This is a genomic window from Rouxiella sp. S1S-2, from assembly GCF_009208105.1.
In the GTDB taxonomy this organism is placed as follows: domain Bacteria; phylum Pseudomonadota; class Gammaproteobacteria; order Enterobacterales; family Enterobacteriaceae; genus Rouxiella.
Genome location: NZ_WFKL01000001.1, coordinates 4,392,669 through 4,409,239, shown reverse-complemented (window position 1 = coordinate 4,409,239; position 16,571 = coordinate 4,392,669). Strand labels below are relative to the sequence as shown.

The window sequence follows — 16,571 nt, the reverse complement described above, 5'->3', positions numbered from 1 at the left end:
CGTATTTTTGCTGCTGAAACACCCAGTCTACAGGCGCATAAATATTGGGTTTTTTTGCAAAAGTTGCAATGTTGCAAAAATGTAAAATTTACCTTCTTAGTATAGTCTTTTGTGCAGCGGATCACACTTTTAACCTGGGCGTTAATTTTGCTCGGAGACCAGAATGGCATGCGTATCTGGCTCTAATGCTTTGAAAATGTGCGGTTGATCACCGGGGTAGCAAATATAGTCACCGGGATTTAATTCCACAGGACTGTCGATAGGACCTATCAGCGCACGACCTTTGGTCACGATGATATGCTCAATCGACCCCGCTGAGTGCGGATGTGAGTGGCGATCGTCCCCCGGCTGGGTAATCAGCTGGTAGATATCTCTCCTTGCACCGGGCGGGCAGGTGGCCAGCAGAATGGCTTTATAGTGCGCCATCTCGGCCGTAACCGAAGGTCCTTCACCGAACCGGATAACCTGCGAGGTAATAACCTGTGGTTCCATCAGCCGCGCAAAGGGAATATCCAGCGCGACGCAAAGCGACCACAGTGTTTCGATGCTCGGGTTGCCGTTGCCTGACTCCAGCTGCGACAGGGTGGATTTTGCTATTCCGGCGCGACGAGAGATTTCGGCCAAAGACAGGCCGGTTCTTTGCCGCTCACGAACGAGCGCTTTCGCAATAATACTGATGGGTTGAGTCATAATGGCTACCAGTGTTTTTTATATCGAACGTTCGTTCGCCTTGAAAGTTATTCGCCAGTTGTTCATTATAACAGCCTTAGCGTTCGTTATGGGATAGTAAAAATGCGTAAAACATTGATTACGCCGCTCGGGGGCGATGTGATTAAGGCGATAGCACTGGTCTGCCTGGCCGACGGAATTGTTGGGCTATCATACGGTTCTTTGGCCACGGCCAGTGATTTTCCGCTGTGGGTACCGATGGCGCTTTCCTTGCTGGTGTTGGCTGGAGCGTCGGAATTTCTCTTTATCAGCATTGTTGCTGGGGGCGGCAGTCCGTTTGCTGCCGCAGCCGCAGGACTGTTGGTGAATGCTCGTCATTTGCCTTTTGGGATGACGGTTAAAGGATTGATGGGTAAGCATCGTGCGACTCAGCTACTGGGTTGCCACATTATGAATGACGAGAGCGTGGTGTTTGGCGTTTCGCAAAATGGCCATGCTCAATCTCGGGCCGCCTATTGGCTGTGCGGGCTTGGCATTGCTCTTTGCTGGCCGCTCGGTGTGTTGATTGGCGGAACGTTGGGGAAGATTATCCCCGATATCAAGGTGATTGGACTCGACGCTGTTTTTCCGGCTATTTTACTGGCCCTCACGGTTTCGGCCCTCAAAAAGCATCAAACTCGGCGTCGGGCGCTGACCGGCATGGCCATTTCGCTTGCCGCCGTGCCGCTGGTGACCACCGGACTGCCGGTACTGTTTTCTCTGCTTGGGCTTGCGGCGTGGAGGAAACACAAATGATGAGTCACGCTCTTATCATCGGGGGTATCGCGCTGTTGGCTGCAGGAACCTACCTGCTGCGTTTTGCTGGATTTAAGCTGGGCAATCGTCTTTCGCTGTCGCCCGCGGCCAATGCGCTACTGGCCGACGCGGCAACCACGCTTTTATTGTCGGTTGCCGCCATTTCGACCTTCTATGAAGGTGAGGGGTTTGCCGGTCTTGCGCGTCCCACGGGCGTCGCGGTGGCGGCGTTTCTCGCCTGGCGCGGTCGTCCGCTGATTGTGGTTATCCTGGTTGCGGCTGCCATTACCGCAGGACTTAGGTTATTAGGGCTAAAATAGACTTAAAAGCAGGCATTAGCGCCCGATTTATTGGCTTGTTTTTGGCAATGACGGAGTAAGTCGGTATCATGTCCGCCATTGCAGAGTTTAATGCTCATAATAAGTGACGTACAAATACATTTAGGGGAGAAGCAACAATGCCATCTTTCGATATTGTTTCTGAAATTGATATGCAGGAAGTTCGTAACGCGGTAGATAACGCGACCCGTGATCTGGCCAACCGTTTTGATTTTCGCAACGTTGAAGCCAGTTTTGAATTAAACGAAAAAGACGAGAGTATCAAAGTTGCCAGCGTCTCTGATTTTCAGGTTGAGCAGTTGCTCGATATCCTGCGTTCGGCCCTGCTGAAACGCAACATTGAAGGCGGCGCACTGGAAATCCCTAAAGAGATGACTCACAGTGGGAAAACCTTTAGCGTAGATGCCAAACTGCATTCAGGTATTGAAAGCGCATTGGCAAAGAAGATTGTTAAGCTGATTAAAGACAGCAAACTGAAGGTTCAGGCGCAGATTCAGGGTGATGAAGTTCGCGTTACCGGTAAGGCGCGCGATGATTTACAGGCGGTAATGGCGCTGGTTCGCGGCGGCGATTTGGGCCAACCTTTCCAGTTTAAAAACTTCCGCGACTGAGTCGCTGTTCCCCCTCTCCAGCTCTCCCCCGCGCTTTTTCAGCGGGGAGAGGGGGAGGGGGGAACTCGTATCTCGGCCGTTAACGCTGAGTTGCTGTTCCCTCAATCAGGCCTGACTCACAAACGCCTCAAGCGCCTGACGATTGGTCTGTTTGGTATCAACCTTCACGTAAGCACTCAACTCTTCTGCTACCACTACGACGTCGGCAACGCCCGGCTGTGATTTCATGCGCGTTGCAAGCGTGACGTCTTTCGCCACATCTTCAGAAAGCGTAATTCGAATGCTGCTAACGTAAGGCGGTTCGGACATGCTCATGCTGACAAAGAACCACACCACGGCAATTGCTGCGCACACCAGGAAGACCGCACCGGCACCGGCATGACCGAAAATGTAGCCGCCCATGCTGCCGCCAATGGCCACGCCGATGAACTGGCTGGTGGAATAAAGCCCCATCGCCGTGCCTTTGTATCCTGCCGGAGACTCTTTGCTGATAAGCGAGGGCAGAATGGCTTCCATCACGTTAAAAGCCAGGAAGAACAGCTGAATTCCGGCAATGATTACCCAAAGATGCAGACCCGCACACCACAGCACAATTTCGGCCAGCAGTAATACCACCACGCAGCCGACGAAGACCTGTTTCATGTGGCGCTTTGTCTCGGCGTAGATAATCACCGGAATAACCGCGACAAAAGAGGTCAACATAGTCACCAGATAGACGCGCCAGTGTTCACTTGGCGGGAATCCGGCCTTTTCCATAACCTGTGGTAGCACCACAAAGCTCGACATCAGCAGAATGTGCAGGCAAAGAATGCCAAAGTTAAGTTTCAGTAATTTGCTGTTGGACAACACTTTACTGAAGCTGCCTTTTACCACACTCGACTCACGATTAAGAAGATGTGAAGCGGGGGAGGGGACAACCGCAAGAGTGATCACGATGCCGCAAATTGTTAATGCAGCAATTGCCCAAAACAGCGCGTGTAGACCCCAAGCGTGGGTGATGATGGGACCAAGCACCATCGCAATGGCAAAAGTAATGCCGAAACTGATACCGATAAACGCCATAGCCTTGGTGCGATTTTGCTCGCGCGTCAGGTCGGAAAGCAGCGCCATAACGGCGGCGGCAATCGCCCCTGAACCCTGCAACGCACGGCCAATAATCACGCCCCAGATAGAATCTGTGCTGGCGGCAACCACGCTACCCATTGTGAAAATAAGCAGTCCGAAGACGATAAGCGGTTTGCGACCTACGCGGTCAGAGAGCAGACCGAAGGGGATCTGGAAAATGGCCTGAGCCAGTCCATAAATACCGATGGCGATACCGATGAGCGTTTCGCTCGCGCCGGATAATGACATACCGTAAGTGGTCAGAACCGGAAGAACCATGAACATGCCGAGCATGCGTAGTGAAAATACTGTCCCTAGTCCCCAGGTCGCCCGACTTTCCTGACGGGTCATTTGGTTATCGTTCATTGCTACCTCAAAATTACAAACAGCGATATTGTAGTGGCTTTTTTGTATGCAGGTAAATCGCTGGATGTTTAGCAGATATTTCAGATTTCTCAATATTGACGAGAAAATACTTTTACTGCGCGAGTATTAGACAGGAAACTGTATTCATTCCAAAAAAAATGGCCGGTAGCGATACCGGCCATTTTTCATTTGCTGTTAACCGCCCGGCTTACCAAACGTAGGTCAGTAAGCTGTTCGGTGCTGCGGCGTTAAAGTCGATAGACATCATGACACTCAGTGAAGTGATGGCAACGATGGAGAAGATAAACAGCTTTCTTGCCCATACGATATCATTTTCAGTTTTGTATCCGCGCAGTGCCATGCCCAACCACCAAACGCTGACCGCGGCGGCAACGATCAGGTATTTATACCCTGCGTAACCGCTCAGTGTGAGCATCAAAGTGGCAATCATAAAGGCCAGGATCCAGACCGTAATATGATGCTTGGCAACCGCAACGCCTTTAACAACCGGCAGAACCGGAATGTTTGCTGCTTGATAATCTTTAAAGCGGAAGATAGCAATCGCATAAGAATGCGGCATCTGCCACAGGCTAAAGATCAGTAGCAGGATCAACGCACCCATATCGAACTGGCCGGTGACAGCGCAGTATCCGATAACCGGCGGCGCAGCGCCGGATAAGCTACCAATCAGCGTGCCGTACACGGAGTTGCGTTTCATGTACAGGCTGTAAATGCCGACATAAACCACAAAGCCCATGACCGCCAACCACATAGACAACGGGTTGGCGCCAACGTACAGCAGTGCAAAGCCTAAAATACCCAGGATAGTAGCGTAAACCAGGGTGGTTTTCGGCGGTATAAGTCCTTTTACCAGAACTCGGTTCTTCGTTCTTTCCATTACCTTGTCGATGTCGCGGTCTATGTAGTTGTTAAACACACAGCCCGACGCAACCACCAACGAGACGCCTACAAATGCAGCGAGAAAGAGAGGGAAATCGATGCTTCCTTTGGAAGCAAGGAGGAATCCCCCGACGACAGAAATTAAATTACCGAAAATAATTCCTGGTTTAGTTACTTGCAGGTATTTCTTAATCATCACATGCAGCTCGGCTTTTAACTGACCATCATATTGAGGTTGAGGTTATACATAATCCACAGTGAGCCCACAACAACGATAAAGATAATCACAGCGGTGAACAGGAACGCAATCAGGTTCCAGCGTCCTTCCGATGATGTATTCATGTGCAGGAAATACACCAGATGAACTACGATCTGGATTATCGCCGAAGCAATGACAGTGCCCAAAATCAGCGAGTGTGATGCGGTATTGCTCATCACCATCGCAAACGGGATTACCGTCAGGATAATCGACAGAACGAAGCCAATCATGTACGACTTGAAGCTACCGTGGCTAGCACCGCCGTGAGAGGTTGTTGAATGACTCATGCCAGAACTCCCATCAGATAAACAACGGTGAATACACAAATCCATACTACGTCCAAGAAGTGCCAGAACAGGCTTAGGCACATCAGACGCGTTTGGTTAACAGCGGTCAAACCGCGACGGTTGATTTGTACAATCATAGTGATTATCCAAATCAGACCGCAGGTTACGTGCAGACCGTGCGTAGCAACCAGTGCAAAGAAGGCAGACAGGAAGCCGCTGCGATCCGGACCGAAACCTTCAGCAATCAGGTGATGGAACTCATAGAGTTCCATGCCGATGAAGCCAAGACCGAACAGGAAAGTAACAAACAGCCAGCCTTTAACAGCGCCTGCGTTACCTTTGCTCATACCCAGCATTGCGAAGCCGTAAGTAATAGAACTAAACAGCAGGCAGAAGGTTTCTACCAATACAAACGGTAGCTCGAAAATGTCTTTACCAGAGGGACCGCCAGCGGTCCCGTGTACCAGTACTGCGAAGGTTGCAAACAGGCTTGCAAACAATACGCAGTCGCTCATCAGGTAAATCCAGAAGCCAAAGACTTTAGTCTCACCCGCGTCGTGGTGCCCATGATCATCATGGACCGCGCTGTGGGGATTCAGGGAATCAGTTGCCATGTTTCACGCCCGCTTTGCTGATATTTTCATAATGTTGGTTTTCAATACGCTCAACTTCTTCAACTGAAACGTAGTAGTCAACATCCTCGTCGAAGCTTTTCCAGATCCAGGTGATGACCACGCCCAGTAAGCCGACGATCACTAACCACCACATGTCCCAGATTGCTGCGAAACCGAAGGCCAGGCTGAACATAGCGATGACGAAGCCTGCGCCACTGTTCTTAGGCATATGAATTTTTTCATATTTAGCCGGTTTCTTATAAGCAGTCCCTTTCTCTTTCATGTCCCAGAACTCATCGCGGTCGTGGATATGTGGCACGATGGCGAAGTTGTAGAACGGAGGAGGAGAAGAGGTTGCCCACTCCAGAGTACGTGCACCCCATGGGTCACCGGTCAAATCACGATTCTGTTCACGGTCACGAATAGAGACGTAGAACATGATGAAGATACAGGCGATACCAATGGCGATTAACGCAGCACCGAACGCTGCAACAACCAGCAATGCGTGGAACTGCGGATCGATGTTTTGGCTCAGACGACGGGTCATCCCCATGAAGCCCAGCGCGTACAGCGGCATAAAGGCAACGAAGAAACCGATAATCCAGAACCAGAACGCACGCACGCCCCATTTTTCGTTCAGCGTGAAGCCGAATGATTTAGGGAACCAGTAAGTCATACCTGCGAAGCAACCGAAGACCACACCCCCGATAATCACGTTATGGAAGTGAGCAATCAGGAACAGACTGTTGTGCAGCACGAAGTCAGCACCAGGAACCGCCAGCAGAACGCCGGTCATACCCCCCACAGAGAAGGTGATGATGAAACCGATGGTCCACAGCATAGCGGCGTTCAGGGTGATACGACCCTGATACATGGTGAACAGCCAGTTGAAGATTTTAACCCCGGTAGGGATAGAAATAATCATCGTCATGATGCCGAAGAAGGCATTGACGTTAGCGCCTGAACCCATGGTGAAGAAGTGGTGCAGCCATACCACGAACGCCAGCACAGTAATGGCAATGGTTGCCCATACTAATGAGGTATAACCAAACAGGCGTTTCTTGGAGAAGGTTGCGGTAACTTCAGAGAACACACCGAACACTGGCAGAACAAGGATATACACTTCCGGATGGCCCCAGGCCCAAATCAGGTTGATGTACATCATCATGTTGCCGCCCATATCATTGGTAAAGAAATGGGTGCCCAGATAGCGGTCGAAAGTCAGCAGTGCAATGGTAACGGTCAGGATCGGGAACGAGATTATGATCAGAACGTTGGTGCACAGTGCGGCCCAGGTAAATACCGGCATTTTCATCAGCGGCATACCAGGCGCACGCATCTTCATGATGGTGGCGAAGAAGTTAACACCGGTTAGCAAGGTCCCTATACCGGATATCTGTAGACTCCATATCCAGTAATCGACCCCCACGCCCGGGCTGTATTCCTTACCTGACAACGGCGGATAGGCCAACCAGCCAGTCTGTGCGAACTCACCAATACCCAGAGAGATGTTGATAAGTACCACAGCAACGGCGGTAAACCAGAAGCTGATGTTGTTCAGGAACGGGAAGGCAACGTCGCGCGCACCGATTTGTAGCGGTACCACCACGTTCATCAGACCGATAACGAAAGGCATCGCCATGAAGAAGATCATGATTACGCCGTGCGCGGTAAAGATTTGGTCGTAGTGATGAGGTGGCAAGAAGCCGGGACTGCCCTCAGACGCCATAACCTGTTGGCTACGCATCATAACGGCGTCAGCAAAGCCGCGGATAAGCATGACAATCGCAAGGATGATGTACATGATACCCAGTTTTTTGTGGTCAACAGAGGTAATCCACTCTGACCACAGATATTTCCATTTACCGAAATAGGTTATTGCGGCAACCAGGGCGAGACCGCCGAGAATGATTGCGCCAACAGTAACCATGACGATTGGTACGTCAAATGGAATGTCACTTAGCGTTAGTTTTCCGAACATCGTTTATTCCCCGGCTCCGGCAGTGTGAGACTTATCACCCATATCCATGCCTTTCATGTCTGTACCTGCTGGCATAGGCATTGTGTGCCCAGCTGGCATATTCATATCATGCGAATATTGACCAATGATTGATTTGAACAGGTCCGGCTGAACGGTAGAGAAGTATTCGACTGGGTTGTCGATACTGTCCGCTGCCAGCTTCTTGAAATCAGTCATTGCTGCAAGCTGATTCGGCGCTTGCTTAACTTTAGCAACCCACGTATCAAAATCTGCACGGGTAGGGGTAGCAATAGCGTTGAACTTCATACCTGAGAAGCCGCGACCACTGTAGTTTGCTGAAATGCCTTTATAGGTGCCGGCTTCGTTTGCAATCAAGTGCAACTGAGTCTGCATACCTGGCATCGCGTAAATCTGCCCCCCTAACTGCGGGATAAAGAAGGAGTTCATGACAGAATCGGACGTCAATTTGAACTGAACCGGCACATCTTTAGGGATAACCAACTCATTTACCGTTGCGATACCCTGCTCTGGATAAATAAACAGCCATTTCCAATCGAGAGAAACTACCTCAACGACCATCGGCTTTTCGTTGGTAACGATAGGCTTATACGGGTCAAGCTCGTGGGTGGTTTTCCAGGTTATCGTTGCCAAAATGGCAATGATGATAACGGGGATGGTCCATACCACAGCTTCTACTTTGTTGGAGTGTGACCAATTAGGACTGTACTTAGCGTCTGTATTAGAAGCGCGATACTTCCATGCAAATGCAAAAGCCATAATGATTACTGGTATAACGACGATCAGCATTAATCCGATCGCTGTCAGTATCAGCGTTCTTTGCTCCAGTCCAATTGCTCCCTTGGGATCCATCAGTGCCGTATTGCAACCACTTAACATTACAGTGGATGCAAATATAGACAACATCCCAATACTTTTATTGTATTTCTTAAGTCTCATCTAACGACCTCAATAACAGGGCTCTATTGTCGCTTCATGTGTGCGGGCATTTTACGGGAAGGTTACGGTACTGTAAACACGCTTAAAGCAGTGTAAATGCACGTCCCACACTTTATGTTAACGTGGTCACACATGTTACGGGAAGTGACAATTTCCTTGTGGCAACAGTACCTTGCGCTATTTTCCCTCACTATGTGGAGGAAAAACAAGACGTAGCAACAGTATGGATATTTAGTGCCTTTTTTTAATGATCGCGATAGGTATAAATTATGTAAACAGAATGTTGAAATTGCGTGAAATTAAAATTAAAAATTCGCTGAAAAAAAAAGACGTCTGAAACAAGTTGTAAGTGGGAAATAATTTTTTATTGGTGTTAAGGCTTTTTTTGATGGCGTTAAGAGTAAATCAAGATATTAACGAAATAACAACATTGAATCCCCAGGATACACAACAAATGTGCACCTAGGGAAGAGAAGATATGACGCTGTAAAGGCGGTCGATATGAGCAGTGTAGACCAGTTTTCCACTCTTGCCAGCGTTTCGCTAAACTCGCTGATGACGGCGCAGGGCGAGGAAATCCAGCAGGCTGCCCAGCGCAATTCCTACTAGGCAGAGCAGGGCGCCAAGCTGTACGGTTTTGGCGGCCAGCAGCGGTAAGTCAGTCCAGCGTAGTCCGTCGGTAATAAGGAGGATAACCCACACGGCCAGTAACACACTGCCGATCAGTAGCAAACGCAACGCCCAACGATAAGCTGAGGCAAAATGCACCCGAGGCAAAAACGAATCGGTATGCTGAGTATGTTCCAGCGTCTGTCGGCACAGGGCCAGCAATACCAGGCCTGGAATGGAGGCAACAATCGAGAACAAGTAGAACAGCGGCCAGCCGTTGGCTTCGACAAACCAGCCGGCAATGGGGCCAACATACACTCGTCCCACCGCCGAAAGCGCGGAAAGCAGAGCAAACTGGGTAGCGGAAAAGGATTTGTTGCACAGCGCCATTAACAACGCGACGAAGGCCGCCGTGCCCATACCACCACACAGGTTTTCGAAGAAGATGGCCGTGCCCATCGAATAGAGATGTTTATCCGTGATGGCCAGTATCCAGTAACCGGCATTCGACACGCCCTGTAAAATGCCAAACAGCATCAGCGCCTTGAACAAGCTAAGGCGTTGCATCAGCACGCCACCGAGCAGCGCACCGAAAATAGTCGCCAACAGCCCGAGCGTTTTGTTAACCAGCCCAACTTCGCCCGCGTCAAACCCTACGCCCCTAATAAGGAAAGTGGTGCTCAGGCTACCCGCAAAAGCGTCACCGAGTTTGTACATCACGATTAATAGAAGAATAAGCCAGGCATTATTGCGGCCAAAAAAGTCTTTAAGGGGGGCAACTACCGCCATTTCCATGCTGGTAGGGGCCGGTTGATTAACCTCTGGCTCTGGGGCAAAAAGAGTGGCCACTACGCCGATAAGCATCAGCGCGGCCATCAGCCAATAGGTATGTTGCCAGCCGAGATAACGGTCGGCCAGCCATAAGGCCAGTCCACCAGAAACCAACATGGCCAGCCGATATCCCAGCACCGACACGGCCGCACCATTGCCGCGTTCCTCGGCGCTCAACAGATCGGTTTTATAAGCGTCAAACACGATGTCTTGCGAGGCGGAGGCAAAGGCAATGAGCACCGCCAGCGCGGCCAGCCAGAACAGATCGTTGGCCGGATTCATATAGCCCATGCCGAAAATGGAAACCACCAACAGCAGCTGCGTCACTATCAACCAGCCACGGCGGCGGCCCAAAAATGACGGCGTATACCGGTCCATCATCGGTGACCAAAGGAATTTGAACACATAGGCCTGGCCAACCAGCGAGAAAATACCGATGGTTTTGAGATCGAGATTTTCGACCGTCATCCAGGCCTGCAGTGTGCCGGACGTCAGAGCGAGAGGTAAGCCGGATGCAAAACCCAGCAGGAGCAGGATCGCGGTATTACGTTGGGTAAAGATTTTGAAGTACTGTTTCAGCATAGCATCCGTGTTCCAGCAGGCCATTGAATAGGGGGCGCAAAGGCATGATAAAGGATAAACGCGGATAATAAAGGAAGGATTGGCGGGTGGCGTGTAAACGGTGAGGATAATCAAAGGTTTCTGCCCGGAATCACCGGGCAGAAGAGGCAAAGACTAGTGTGAGTTGGCTTTAATAAAGTCGCTCACGCTGGTGTCCTGTGCCATGTCAGAAATGACATCACCCAGCGCGGTGTTAATCACGTTAGTGATTTTCGCATCGGTCGCAGTAAAGGCGCCCTGAACGTTGTAGCTGGTGTTGTAGTTTTTAACCTGTTTGTTGCCGTTTTTCGCTGTAGCGATAATAGAAATGTCGGCCTTGGTGGTGATGTTGTAACGCAGATTGCCTTCCTGAACGTCGGCATACAGTCGATTGACCACGATCTGCAGGTCAACAGCGCCAGACGGCCCTACCATGTAGCCGCGAGCGGTCATCTGTTTTTCGAGTGACTCTTGCAGCAGGAAACGCATATCGCGAGACGGGGTCAGAGAAACCAGCTGTCCATCGCGATTAACTTTGGCGAGGGCTTTGTCTTGACGCATGTCTGCGCCGTTAATGCTGATTGTTACGCCCATCAGGGTGGGATCCTGAGTCGGCAGAGCAATTTTTGGTGAAATGTTCAATGTGTTGCTGCTGGTAGCACAACCTGCAAGCATAAATAATGCCAGTACAGGGAAAAGGATTTTCTTCAACATGGTCATTTTCTCAATTTTCCATCTTTTCAAAGTCAGGAGTTGGCGTGTTTTCATTGTAGAATTGGCAGCATCATAGCATTGCCGATGTTTAGCGTGCCATGAGATTGGACCTCGAAAGTACGGAATTTATCGCCTTTGTGCGAAAAAATAGTTAAAGAACATTCTCGTTTGCATTCCAAACGGCTATTTTGTTCACATAAGTAATATTTTCTCATTGAAAGTAAGAATAAAGCGGAAAACAGCCTATTATTGATGTTATGACGGCGAAATAGTTTGGCGGAGTTCTCTGCAAGATGTGTTTTTAAGGAGATGGCTATGATTCGCGAGCAAATAGAAGCAAAGTTAGCTGCAGCGTTTGAACCAACGCACTTGGACGTAACGGACGAAAGTTATCGCCACAATGTACCGGCGGGTTCAGAGAGCCACTTTAAGGTCGTGATGGTCAGCGATAAATTCCTGGGTGAGCGCTTTTTATCCCGTCACCGCGCAATTTATTCTGTGCTGTCAGAGGAGCTGGCCGGCAGCGTTCACGCCCTGGCGCTGCACACCTACACGCTGAAAGAGTGGGAGGGGTTGCAGGACACTGTTCCCGCTTCTCCACCGTGCCGTGGTGCAGGAACGCTTGCCTGAAACGGTTTTTTTTAAGCAAAATACCCACTAAATCTCTATTAATCGACAGTATCTCTGGAACTTTGCCCCCAAGTTGCTGTATTAGTAGAGGCGAATTTCGAAACGGCCTGCGGGCCGTTTTTTGTTATGTCTACATAAAGGCTAACGGCAAGGTAGTTTAGGTTCTGCAACATGATGTATTTCGAGGGATTGAACTCGCCAGTAAGCGAGCGCCATCACGGACGAGCCATGAAGAATCAGGCTTTGAGATAACCGTCCTCGACTCGCTGCTGTTGCGCCGCTATAATGTCGCGTCTTATTTTTCCGGAATGGTTTCGGGACTTTCTCGAACACTGAGCTTGGGTTCTGCTTGATGCGTCCCGGTTCGGGATTGACCGAGCACTGTGATTTTTTTGAGGTAACAAGATGCAAGTTTCTGTTGAAACCACTCAAGGCCTTGGTCGCCGTATCGCTATTACTGTTCCTGCTGACAGCATTGAAAAAGCAGTGACCAGCGAACTGGCCAAAGCGGCTAAAAATGTTCGTATCGACGGCTTCCGCAAGGGCCACGTTCCAAAAAACATCGTTGAACAGCGTTACGGTGCCAGCGTCCGTCAAGACGTATTGGGCGACGTGATGCAGCGCAGCTTTGTTGATGCAATCATCAAAGAAAAAATCAATCCAGCTGGCGCGCCTAACTATGTTCCAGGCGACTACAAAGTGGGCGAAGATTTCAACTTCACCGTTGAGTTCGAAGTTTACCCAGAAGTTGAACTGAAAGATCTGGAAAGCATCGAAGTAGAAAAACCGGTTGTTGAAGTGAACGAAGCTGACGTTGACACCATGCTGGAAACCCTGCGCAAGCAGCAGGCTGACTGGAAAGAATCTGAAGCGGCCGTTAAAGCTGAAGACCGCGTCACCGTTGATTTCTCCGGTTCTATCGACGGCGAAGAGTTTGAAGGCGGCAAAGCGTCTGATTTCGTACTGGCTATGGGCCAGGGCCGCATGATCCCAGGCTTCGAAGAAGGTCTGGTCGGTCATAAAGCCGGTGAAGAATTCACTATCGACGTGAACTTCCCAGAAGACTACCACGCTGAAAATCTGAAAGGGAAAGAAGCCAAGTTCGCTATCGTGTTGAAGAAAGTTGAAGAGCGCGAACTGCCAGAACTGACTGAAGAGTTCATCAAACGTTTCGGCGTAGCTGATGGTTCTGTAGAAGGTCTGCGTGCCGAAGTGCGTAAAAATATGGACCGTGAGCTGAAAGGCGCGGTGCGTAATCGCATCAAGTCTCAGGCAATCGAAGGTCTGGTCAAGGCTAACGAAATCGACGTTCCGTCTGCACTGATCGACAGCGAAGTTGACGTTCTGCGTCGCCAGGCTGCACAGCGTTTCGGTGGCAACGAGAAACAAGCCCTGGAACTGCCACGTGAACTGTTCGAAGAGCAAGCTAAGCAACGCGTTGTTGTCGGCCTGCTGTTGGGTGAAGTTATCAGCCAGCACGAACTGAAAGCTGACGAAGATCGCGTTAAAGCGCTGATCGAAGAAATGGCTTCCGCTTACGAAGATCCATCAGAAGTTGTTGAATTCTACAGCAAAAATAAAGAGCTGATGAACAACATGCGTAACGTCGCGCTGGAAGAACAAGCCGTCGAGACCCTGCTGTCTAAAGCGAAAGTGACTGAGAAAGCCACGACCTTTACCGAGCTGATGAACCAAAATACTCCAGCGTAAGATTTACGCTGTAGGTTAATCTGATTCAGAAGTCCAAGCCCGTAGTTTGCGCTACGGGCTTTTTATTTTGCCTTTTCTGGCTTTTAGCTGGTTTTTTCGAATGCCAGTACTCTATATTTGTTAGACATTGCACTATATTTATCAGAGTGATAACCGAAAAATTGGCAATAAGTACAATAATTGAGCTATTTGTTTGCTCAATGGATCCGGGGAAGAAAAGAATTTTCGCCAAGGCTTGAAATTTCGCCTCTCCTCCCCAATTGTCTAGTGCTACAAGGGCAACTTTGCTGTTAGCTTCTGACTGATAACCACCGTCAGCCGTGTATGTGGCGACTTGGCCGCTTGAGCATAGTCATCATCGCTTATCTCAAGTAGAATCGGTTTCAACTCGCGCTAAAGAGCATTCTATTAGGAGACGGTTATGTCATACAGTGGTGAAAGAGAACAATTTGCGCCAAACATGGCTCTGGTACCGATGGTTGTAGAGCAGACTTCACGTGGTGAGCGCTCTTACGATATTTTTTCTCGTCTGTTGAAGGAACGCATCATCTTCCTGACCGGACAAGTTGAAGACCATATGGCTAACCTGATTGTGGCCCAGATGCTGTTTCTGGAAGCCGAAAACCCGGAGAAAGATATTTACCTTTATATCAACTCACCGGGCGGCGTGATCACCTCGGGGATGTCAATTTACGACACCATGCAATTTATCAAGCCGGACGTCAGCACCATTTGTATGGGTCAGGCCTGTTCAATGGGCTCCTTCCTGTTGACCGCTGGTGCCAAGGGCAAACGCTATGCGCTGCCTAACTCCCGTGTGATGATTCACCAACCGCTGGGCGGTTTCCAGGGCCAGGCGACGGATATTGATATCCACGCCAGAGAGATCCTGAAGGTTAAGCACCGTATGAATACGCTGATGGCGCAACATACGGGCAAATCTCTTGAAGAAATAGAGCGTGACACTGAGCGAGATCGTTTCCTGTCAGCCGCCGAAGCTGTAGAGTATGGGTTGGTTGACAAGGTTATGACTCATCGCGGCGAACTCTAATTAGCGTTTTTCTGCTGACGCGATGGTCTATAGTTAAACTCATACGCACGTTTTTAAGTGTGGCGGCGTGAAAATCGCCGCCCGATGCTTTACCCTAAAGCATCAGATATGAGTGAATTGTTCAATAGACTTAAGCTGCGTCAGTGATTGACCTGTCTGTTGAGTTAAATGGTCGTGCCGCCGTGTGTTGTCCGCGGGACAGAGATTAAAGAAGAGGTTTACTGATGACAGATAAGCGCAAAGACGGTTCAGGAAAGCTGCTGTACTGCTCTTTTTGCGGCAAAAGCCAGCATGAAGTGCGTAAGCTGATTGCCGGGCCGTCAGTGTATATCTGCGATGAATGTGTCGATCTATGCAATGACATTATTCGCGAAGAGATTAAAGAGGTCGCACCGCATCGCGAACGCAGCGCGCTGCCGACACCGCACGAAATCCGTGAACACCTCGATGACTATGTTATCGGTCAGGAACCTGCGAAAAAAGTTCTGGCAGTTGCGGTTTATAACCACTACAAGCGCTTGCGTAACGGCGATACCAGCAACGGTATCGAACTTGGCAAGAGCAACATTTTGCTGATTGGCCCAACCGGTAGCGGTAAAACGCTGTTGGCAGAAACGCTGGCGCGTTTCCTTGATGTGCCTTTCACTATGGCAGATGCTACCACGCTGACCGAAGCCGGTTACGTGGGTGAAGATGTGGAAAACATCATTCAGAAACTGCTGCAAAAATGTGATTACGATGTACAGAAAGCGCAGCGTGGCATTGTCTACATCGATGAAATCGACAAGATTTCTCGTAAGTCTGACAATCCGTCTATCACCCGTGACGTATCGGGCGAAGGCGTGCAGCAGGCGCTGTTGAAACTGATTGAAGGTACTGTGGCTGCGGTTCCTCCACAGGGCGGACGTAAGCACCCACAGCAAGAGTTTTTGCAGGTTGATACCTCAAAAATTTTGTTTATCTGCGGCGGCGCATTTGCCGGGCTGGATAAAGTGATTTCGCAGCGTCTGAATACCAGTACGGGTATCGGCTTTGGTGCTGAAGTTAAAGGCAAGTCAGAGAAAGCAACAGAAGGTCAGTTGCTGGCTCAGGCAGAACCTGAAGATTTGATCAAGTTTGGTCTCATCCCTGAGTTCATCGGTCGTTTGCCGGTTGTGGCAACGCTGAGCGAACTGAGTGAAGAGGCACTGATTCAAATTCTTAAAGAGCCTAAAAATGCGCTGACCAAGCAATATCAGGCATTGTTCAACCTGGAAGGCGTTGAGCTTGAATTCCGCGATGAGGCGTTGATTGCTATCGCGAAGAAAGCGATGGACCGTAAAACGGGTGCTCGTGGTTTGCGTTCTATTGTTGAAGCTGCTTTGCTGGATACGATGTACGATCTGCCATCTCTGGACAGTGTGGACAAAGTCGTGGTTGACGAGTCCGTGATTGCCGGGCAATCCGAACCGCTGATGATTTATGGCAAACCTGAGGCTCAACAGGCTTCTGGCGAATAATTAGCCAATTTAACCAGTGGTTTAGATGAGAAATGGGGGATTTGTT

Annotated in this window: 16 protein-coding genes; 7 read left to right on the top strand and 9 right to left on the bottom strand. The window is 49.7% G+C overall.

Features of this window, described 5'->3' with window-relative positions; genetic code table 11:
- Nucleotides 1-141 precede the first annotated feature (141 nt).
- Nucleotides 142-690, bottom strand: a complete 549-nt coding sequence (locus GA565_RS20240) for a helix-turn-helix domain-containing protein (RefSeq protein ID WP_152200383.1) — start codon at nt 688-690, stop codon at nt 142-144.
- 102 nt (nt 691-792) lie between these two features.
- Between GA565_RS20240 and GA565_RS20235 the strand changes: the two genes are divergently transcribed.
- From GA565_RS20235 to GA565_RS20225, 3 genes are all read left to right on the top strand, one after another.
- Entirely contained in the window at nt 793-1,464 is a 672-nt protein-coding gene (locus tag GA565_RS20235; protein ID WP_084982382.1) for an AzlC family ABC transporter permease, read from the top strand.
- The gene (locus GA565_RS20230) at nt 1,461-1,784 is read left to right on the top strand and encodes an AzlD domain-containing protein (RefSeq protein WP_055776755.1); all 324 of its coding nucleotides are present in this window, start codon (nt 1,461-1,463) and stop codon (nt 1,782-1,784) included. The genes GA565_RS20235 and GA565_RS20230 overlap by 4 nt, the downstream gene beginning before the upstream one ends.
- A gap of 137 nt (nt 1,785-1,921) precedes the next feature.
- On the top strand, nt 1,922-2,413 hold the full coding sequence (locus GA565_RS20225) for a YajQ family cyclic di-GMP-binding protein (protein ID WP_055776757.1): 492 nt from the start codon (nt 1,922-1,924) through the stop codon (nt 2,411-2,413).
- A gap of 105 nt (nt 2,414-2,518) precedes the next feature.
- Here GA565_RS20225 and GA565_RS20220 read toward each other — a convergent pair whose 3' ends face one another.
- From GA565_RS20220 to GA565_RS20185, 8 genes are all read right to left on the bottom strand, one after another.
- Nucleotides 2,519-3,910, bottom strand: coding sequence for an MFS transporter (locus tag GA565_RS20220; protein WP_255474473.1), 1,392 nt, complete (start codon nt 3,908-3,910; stop codon nt 2,519-2,521).
- 181 nt (nt 3,911-4,091) lie between these two features.
- Nucleotides 4,092-4,979 carry a heme o synthase gene (gene cyoE, locus GA565_RS20215; protein WP_055776763.1) on the bottom strand — a complete coding sequence of 296 codons (888 nt, stop codon included), beginning with the start codon at nt 4,977-4,979 and terminating at the stop codon, nt 4,092-4,094.
- Nucleotides 4,980-4,996: 17 nt separating this feature from the next.
- Nucleotides 4,997-5,329 (bottom strand): cytochrome o ubiquinol oxidase subunit IV, encoded by a 333-nt coding sequence (locus tag GA565_RS20210; RefSeq protein ID WP_055776767.1) that lies wholly within the window; start codon nt 5,327-5,329, stop codon nt 4,997-4,999.
- Entirely contained in the window at nt 5,326-5,943 is a 618-nt protein-coding gene (locus GA565_RS20205; RefSeq protein WP_055776771.1) for a cytochrome o ubiquinol oxidase subunit III, read from the bottom strand. The genes GA565_RS20210 and GA565_RS20205 overlap by 4 nt, the downstream gene beginning before the upstream one ends.
- A complete protein-coding gene (cyoB, locus tag GA565_RS20200) occupies nt 5,933-7,924 on the bottom strand; it encodes a cytochrome o ubiquinol oxidase subunit I (RefSeq protein ID WP_055776775.1) in 1,992 nt (663 codons plus the stop codon). Before cyoB ends, GA565_RS20205 begins: the two co-directional genes overlap by 11 nt.
- Before the next feature lie 3 nt (nt 7,925-7,927).
- Complete coding sequence (cyoA, locus tag GA565_RS20195; protein ID WP_055776778.1) at nt 7,928-8,881, bottom strand: cytochrome o ubiquinol oxidase subunit II; 954 nt, start codon at nt 8,879-8,881, stop codon at nt 7,928-7,930.
- Nucleotides 8,882-9,424: 543 nt separating this feature from the next.
- Nucleotides 9,425-10,903, bottom strand: coding sequence for a muropeptide MFS transporter AmpG (gene ampG / locus GA565_RS20190; RefSeq protein ID WP_152200379.1), 1,479 nt, complete (start codon nt 10,901-10,903; stop codon nt 9,425-9,427).
- 153 nt (nt 10,904-11,056) lie between these two features.
- Nucleotides 11,057-11,635: a lipoprotein gene (locus GA565_RS20185; RefSeq protein ID WP_152200377.1), complete on the bottom strand. Its 579-nt coding sequence runs from the start codon at nt 11,633-11,635 to the stop codon at nt 11,057-11,059.
- 315 nt (nt 11,636-11,950) lie between these two features.
- On the opposite strand from GA565_RS20185, the gene bolA reads away from it, so the two are divergent.
- From bolA to clpX, 4 genes are all read left to right on the top strand, one after another.
- Nucleotides 11,951-12,265, top strand: a complete 315-nt coding sequence (bolA, locus tag GA565_RS20180) for a transcriptional regulator BolA (RefSeq protein ID WP_055776782.1) — start codon at nt 11,951-11,953, stop codon at nt 12,263-12,265.
- 405 nt (nt 12,266-12,670) lie between these two features.
- Nucleotides 12,671-13,975, top strand: a complete 1,305-nt coding sequence (gene tig / locus GA565_RS20170) for a trigger factor (protein WP_055776792.1) — start codon at nt 12,671-12,673, stop codon at nt 13,973-13,975.
- 421 nt (nt 13,976-14,396) lie between these two features.
- Entirely contained in the window at nt 14,397-15,026 is a 630-nt protein-coding gene (gene clpP, locus GA565_RS20165) for an ATP-dependent Clp endopeptidase proteolytic subunit ClpP (protein ID WP_152200375.1), read from the top strand.
- A 224-nt stretch (nt 15,027-15,250) separates the two neighbouring features.
- A complete protein-coding gene (clpX, locus tag GA565_RS20160) occupies nt 15,251-16,525 on the top strand; it encodes an ATP-dependent protease ATP-binding subunit ClpX (protein ID WP_055776798.1) in 1,275 nt (424 codons plus the stop codon).
- Nucleotides 16,526-16,571 lie beyond the last annotated feature (46 nt).

Excerpts from the sequence above, each read along its gene's own strand:
- GA565_RS20240 (WP_152200383.1), bottom strand. The coding sequence starts at position 690 with ATGACTCAACCCATCAGTATTATTGCGAAAGCGCTCGTTCGTGAGCGG.
- GA565_RS20235 (WP_084982382.1), top strand. The coding sequence starts at position 793 with ATGCGTAAAACATTGATTACGCCGCTCGGGGGCGATGTGATTAAGGCG.
- GA565_RS20230 (WP_055776755.1), top strand. The coding sequence starts at position 1,461 with ATGATGAGTCACGCTCTTATCATCGGGGGTATCGCGCTGTTGGCTGCA.
- GA565_RS20225 (WP_055776757.1), top strand. The coding sequence starts at position 1,922 with ATGCCATCTTTCGATATTGTTTCTGAAATTGATATGCAGGAAGTTCGT.
- cyoE (WP_055776763.1), bottom strand. The coding sequence starts at position 4,979 with ATGATTAAGAAATACCTGCAAGTAACTAAACCAGGAATTATTTTCGGT.
- GA565_RS20210 (WP_055776767.1), bottom strand. The coding sequence starts at position 5,329 with ATGAGTCATTCAACAACCTCTCACGGCGGTGCTAGCCACGGTAGCTTC.
- GA565_RS20205 (WP_055776771.1), bottom strand. The coding sequence starts at position 5,943 with ATGGCAACTGATTCCCTGAATCCCCACAGCGCGGTCCATGATGATCAT.
- cyoB (WP_055776775.1), bottom strand. The coding sequence starts at position 7,924 with ATGTTCGGAAAACTAACGCTAAGTGACATTCCATTTGACGTACCAATC.
- cyoA (WP_055776778.1), bottom strand. The coding sequence starts at position 8,881 with ATGAGACTTAAGAAATACAATAAAAGTATTGGGATGTTGTCTATATTT.
- ampG (WP_152200379.1), bottom strand. The coding sequence starts at position 10,903 with ATGCTGAAACAGTACTTCAAAATCTTTACCCAACGTAATACCGCGATC.
- GA565_RS20185 (WP_152200377.1), bottom strand. The coding sequence starts at position 11,635 with ATGTTGAAGAAAATCCTTTTCCCTGTACTGGCATTATTTATGCTTGCA.
- bolA (WP_055776782.1), top strand. The coding sequence starts at position 11,951 with ATGATTCGCGAGCAAATAGAAGCAAAGTTAGCTGCAGCGTTTGAACCA.
- tig (WP_055776792.1), top strand. The coding sequence starts at position 12,671 with ATGCAAGTTTCTGTTGAAACCACTCAAGGCCTTGGTCGCCGTATCGCT.
- clpP (WP_152200375.1), top strand. The coding sequence starts at position 14,397 with ATGTCATACAGTGGTGAAAGAGAACAATTTGCGCCAAACATGGCTCTG.
- clpX (WP_055776798.1), top strand. The coding sequence starts at position 15,251 with ATGACAGATAAGCGCAAAGACGGTTCAGGAAAGCTGCTGTACTGCTCT.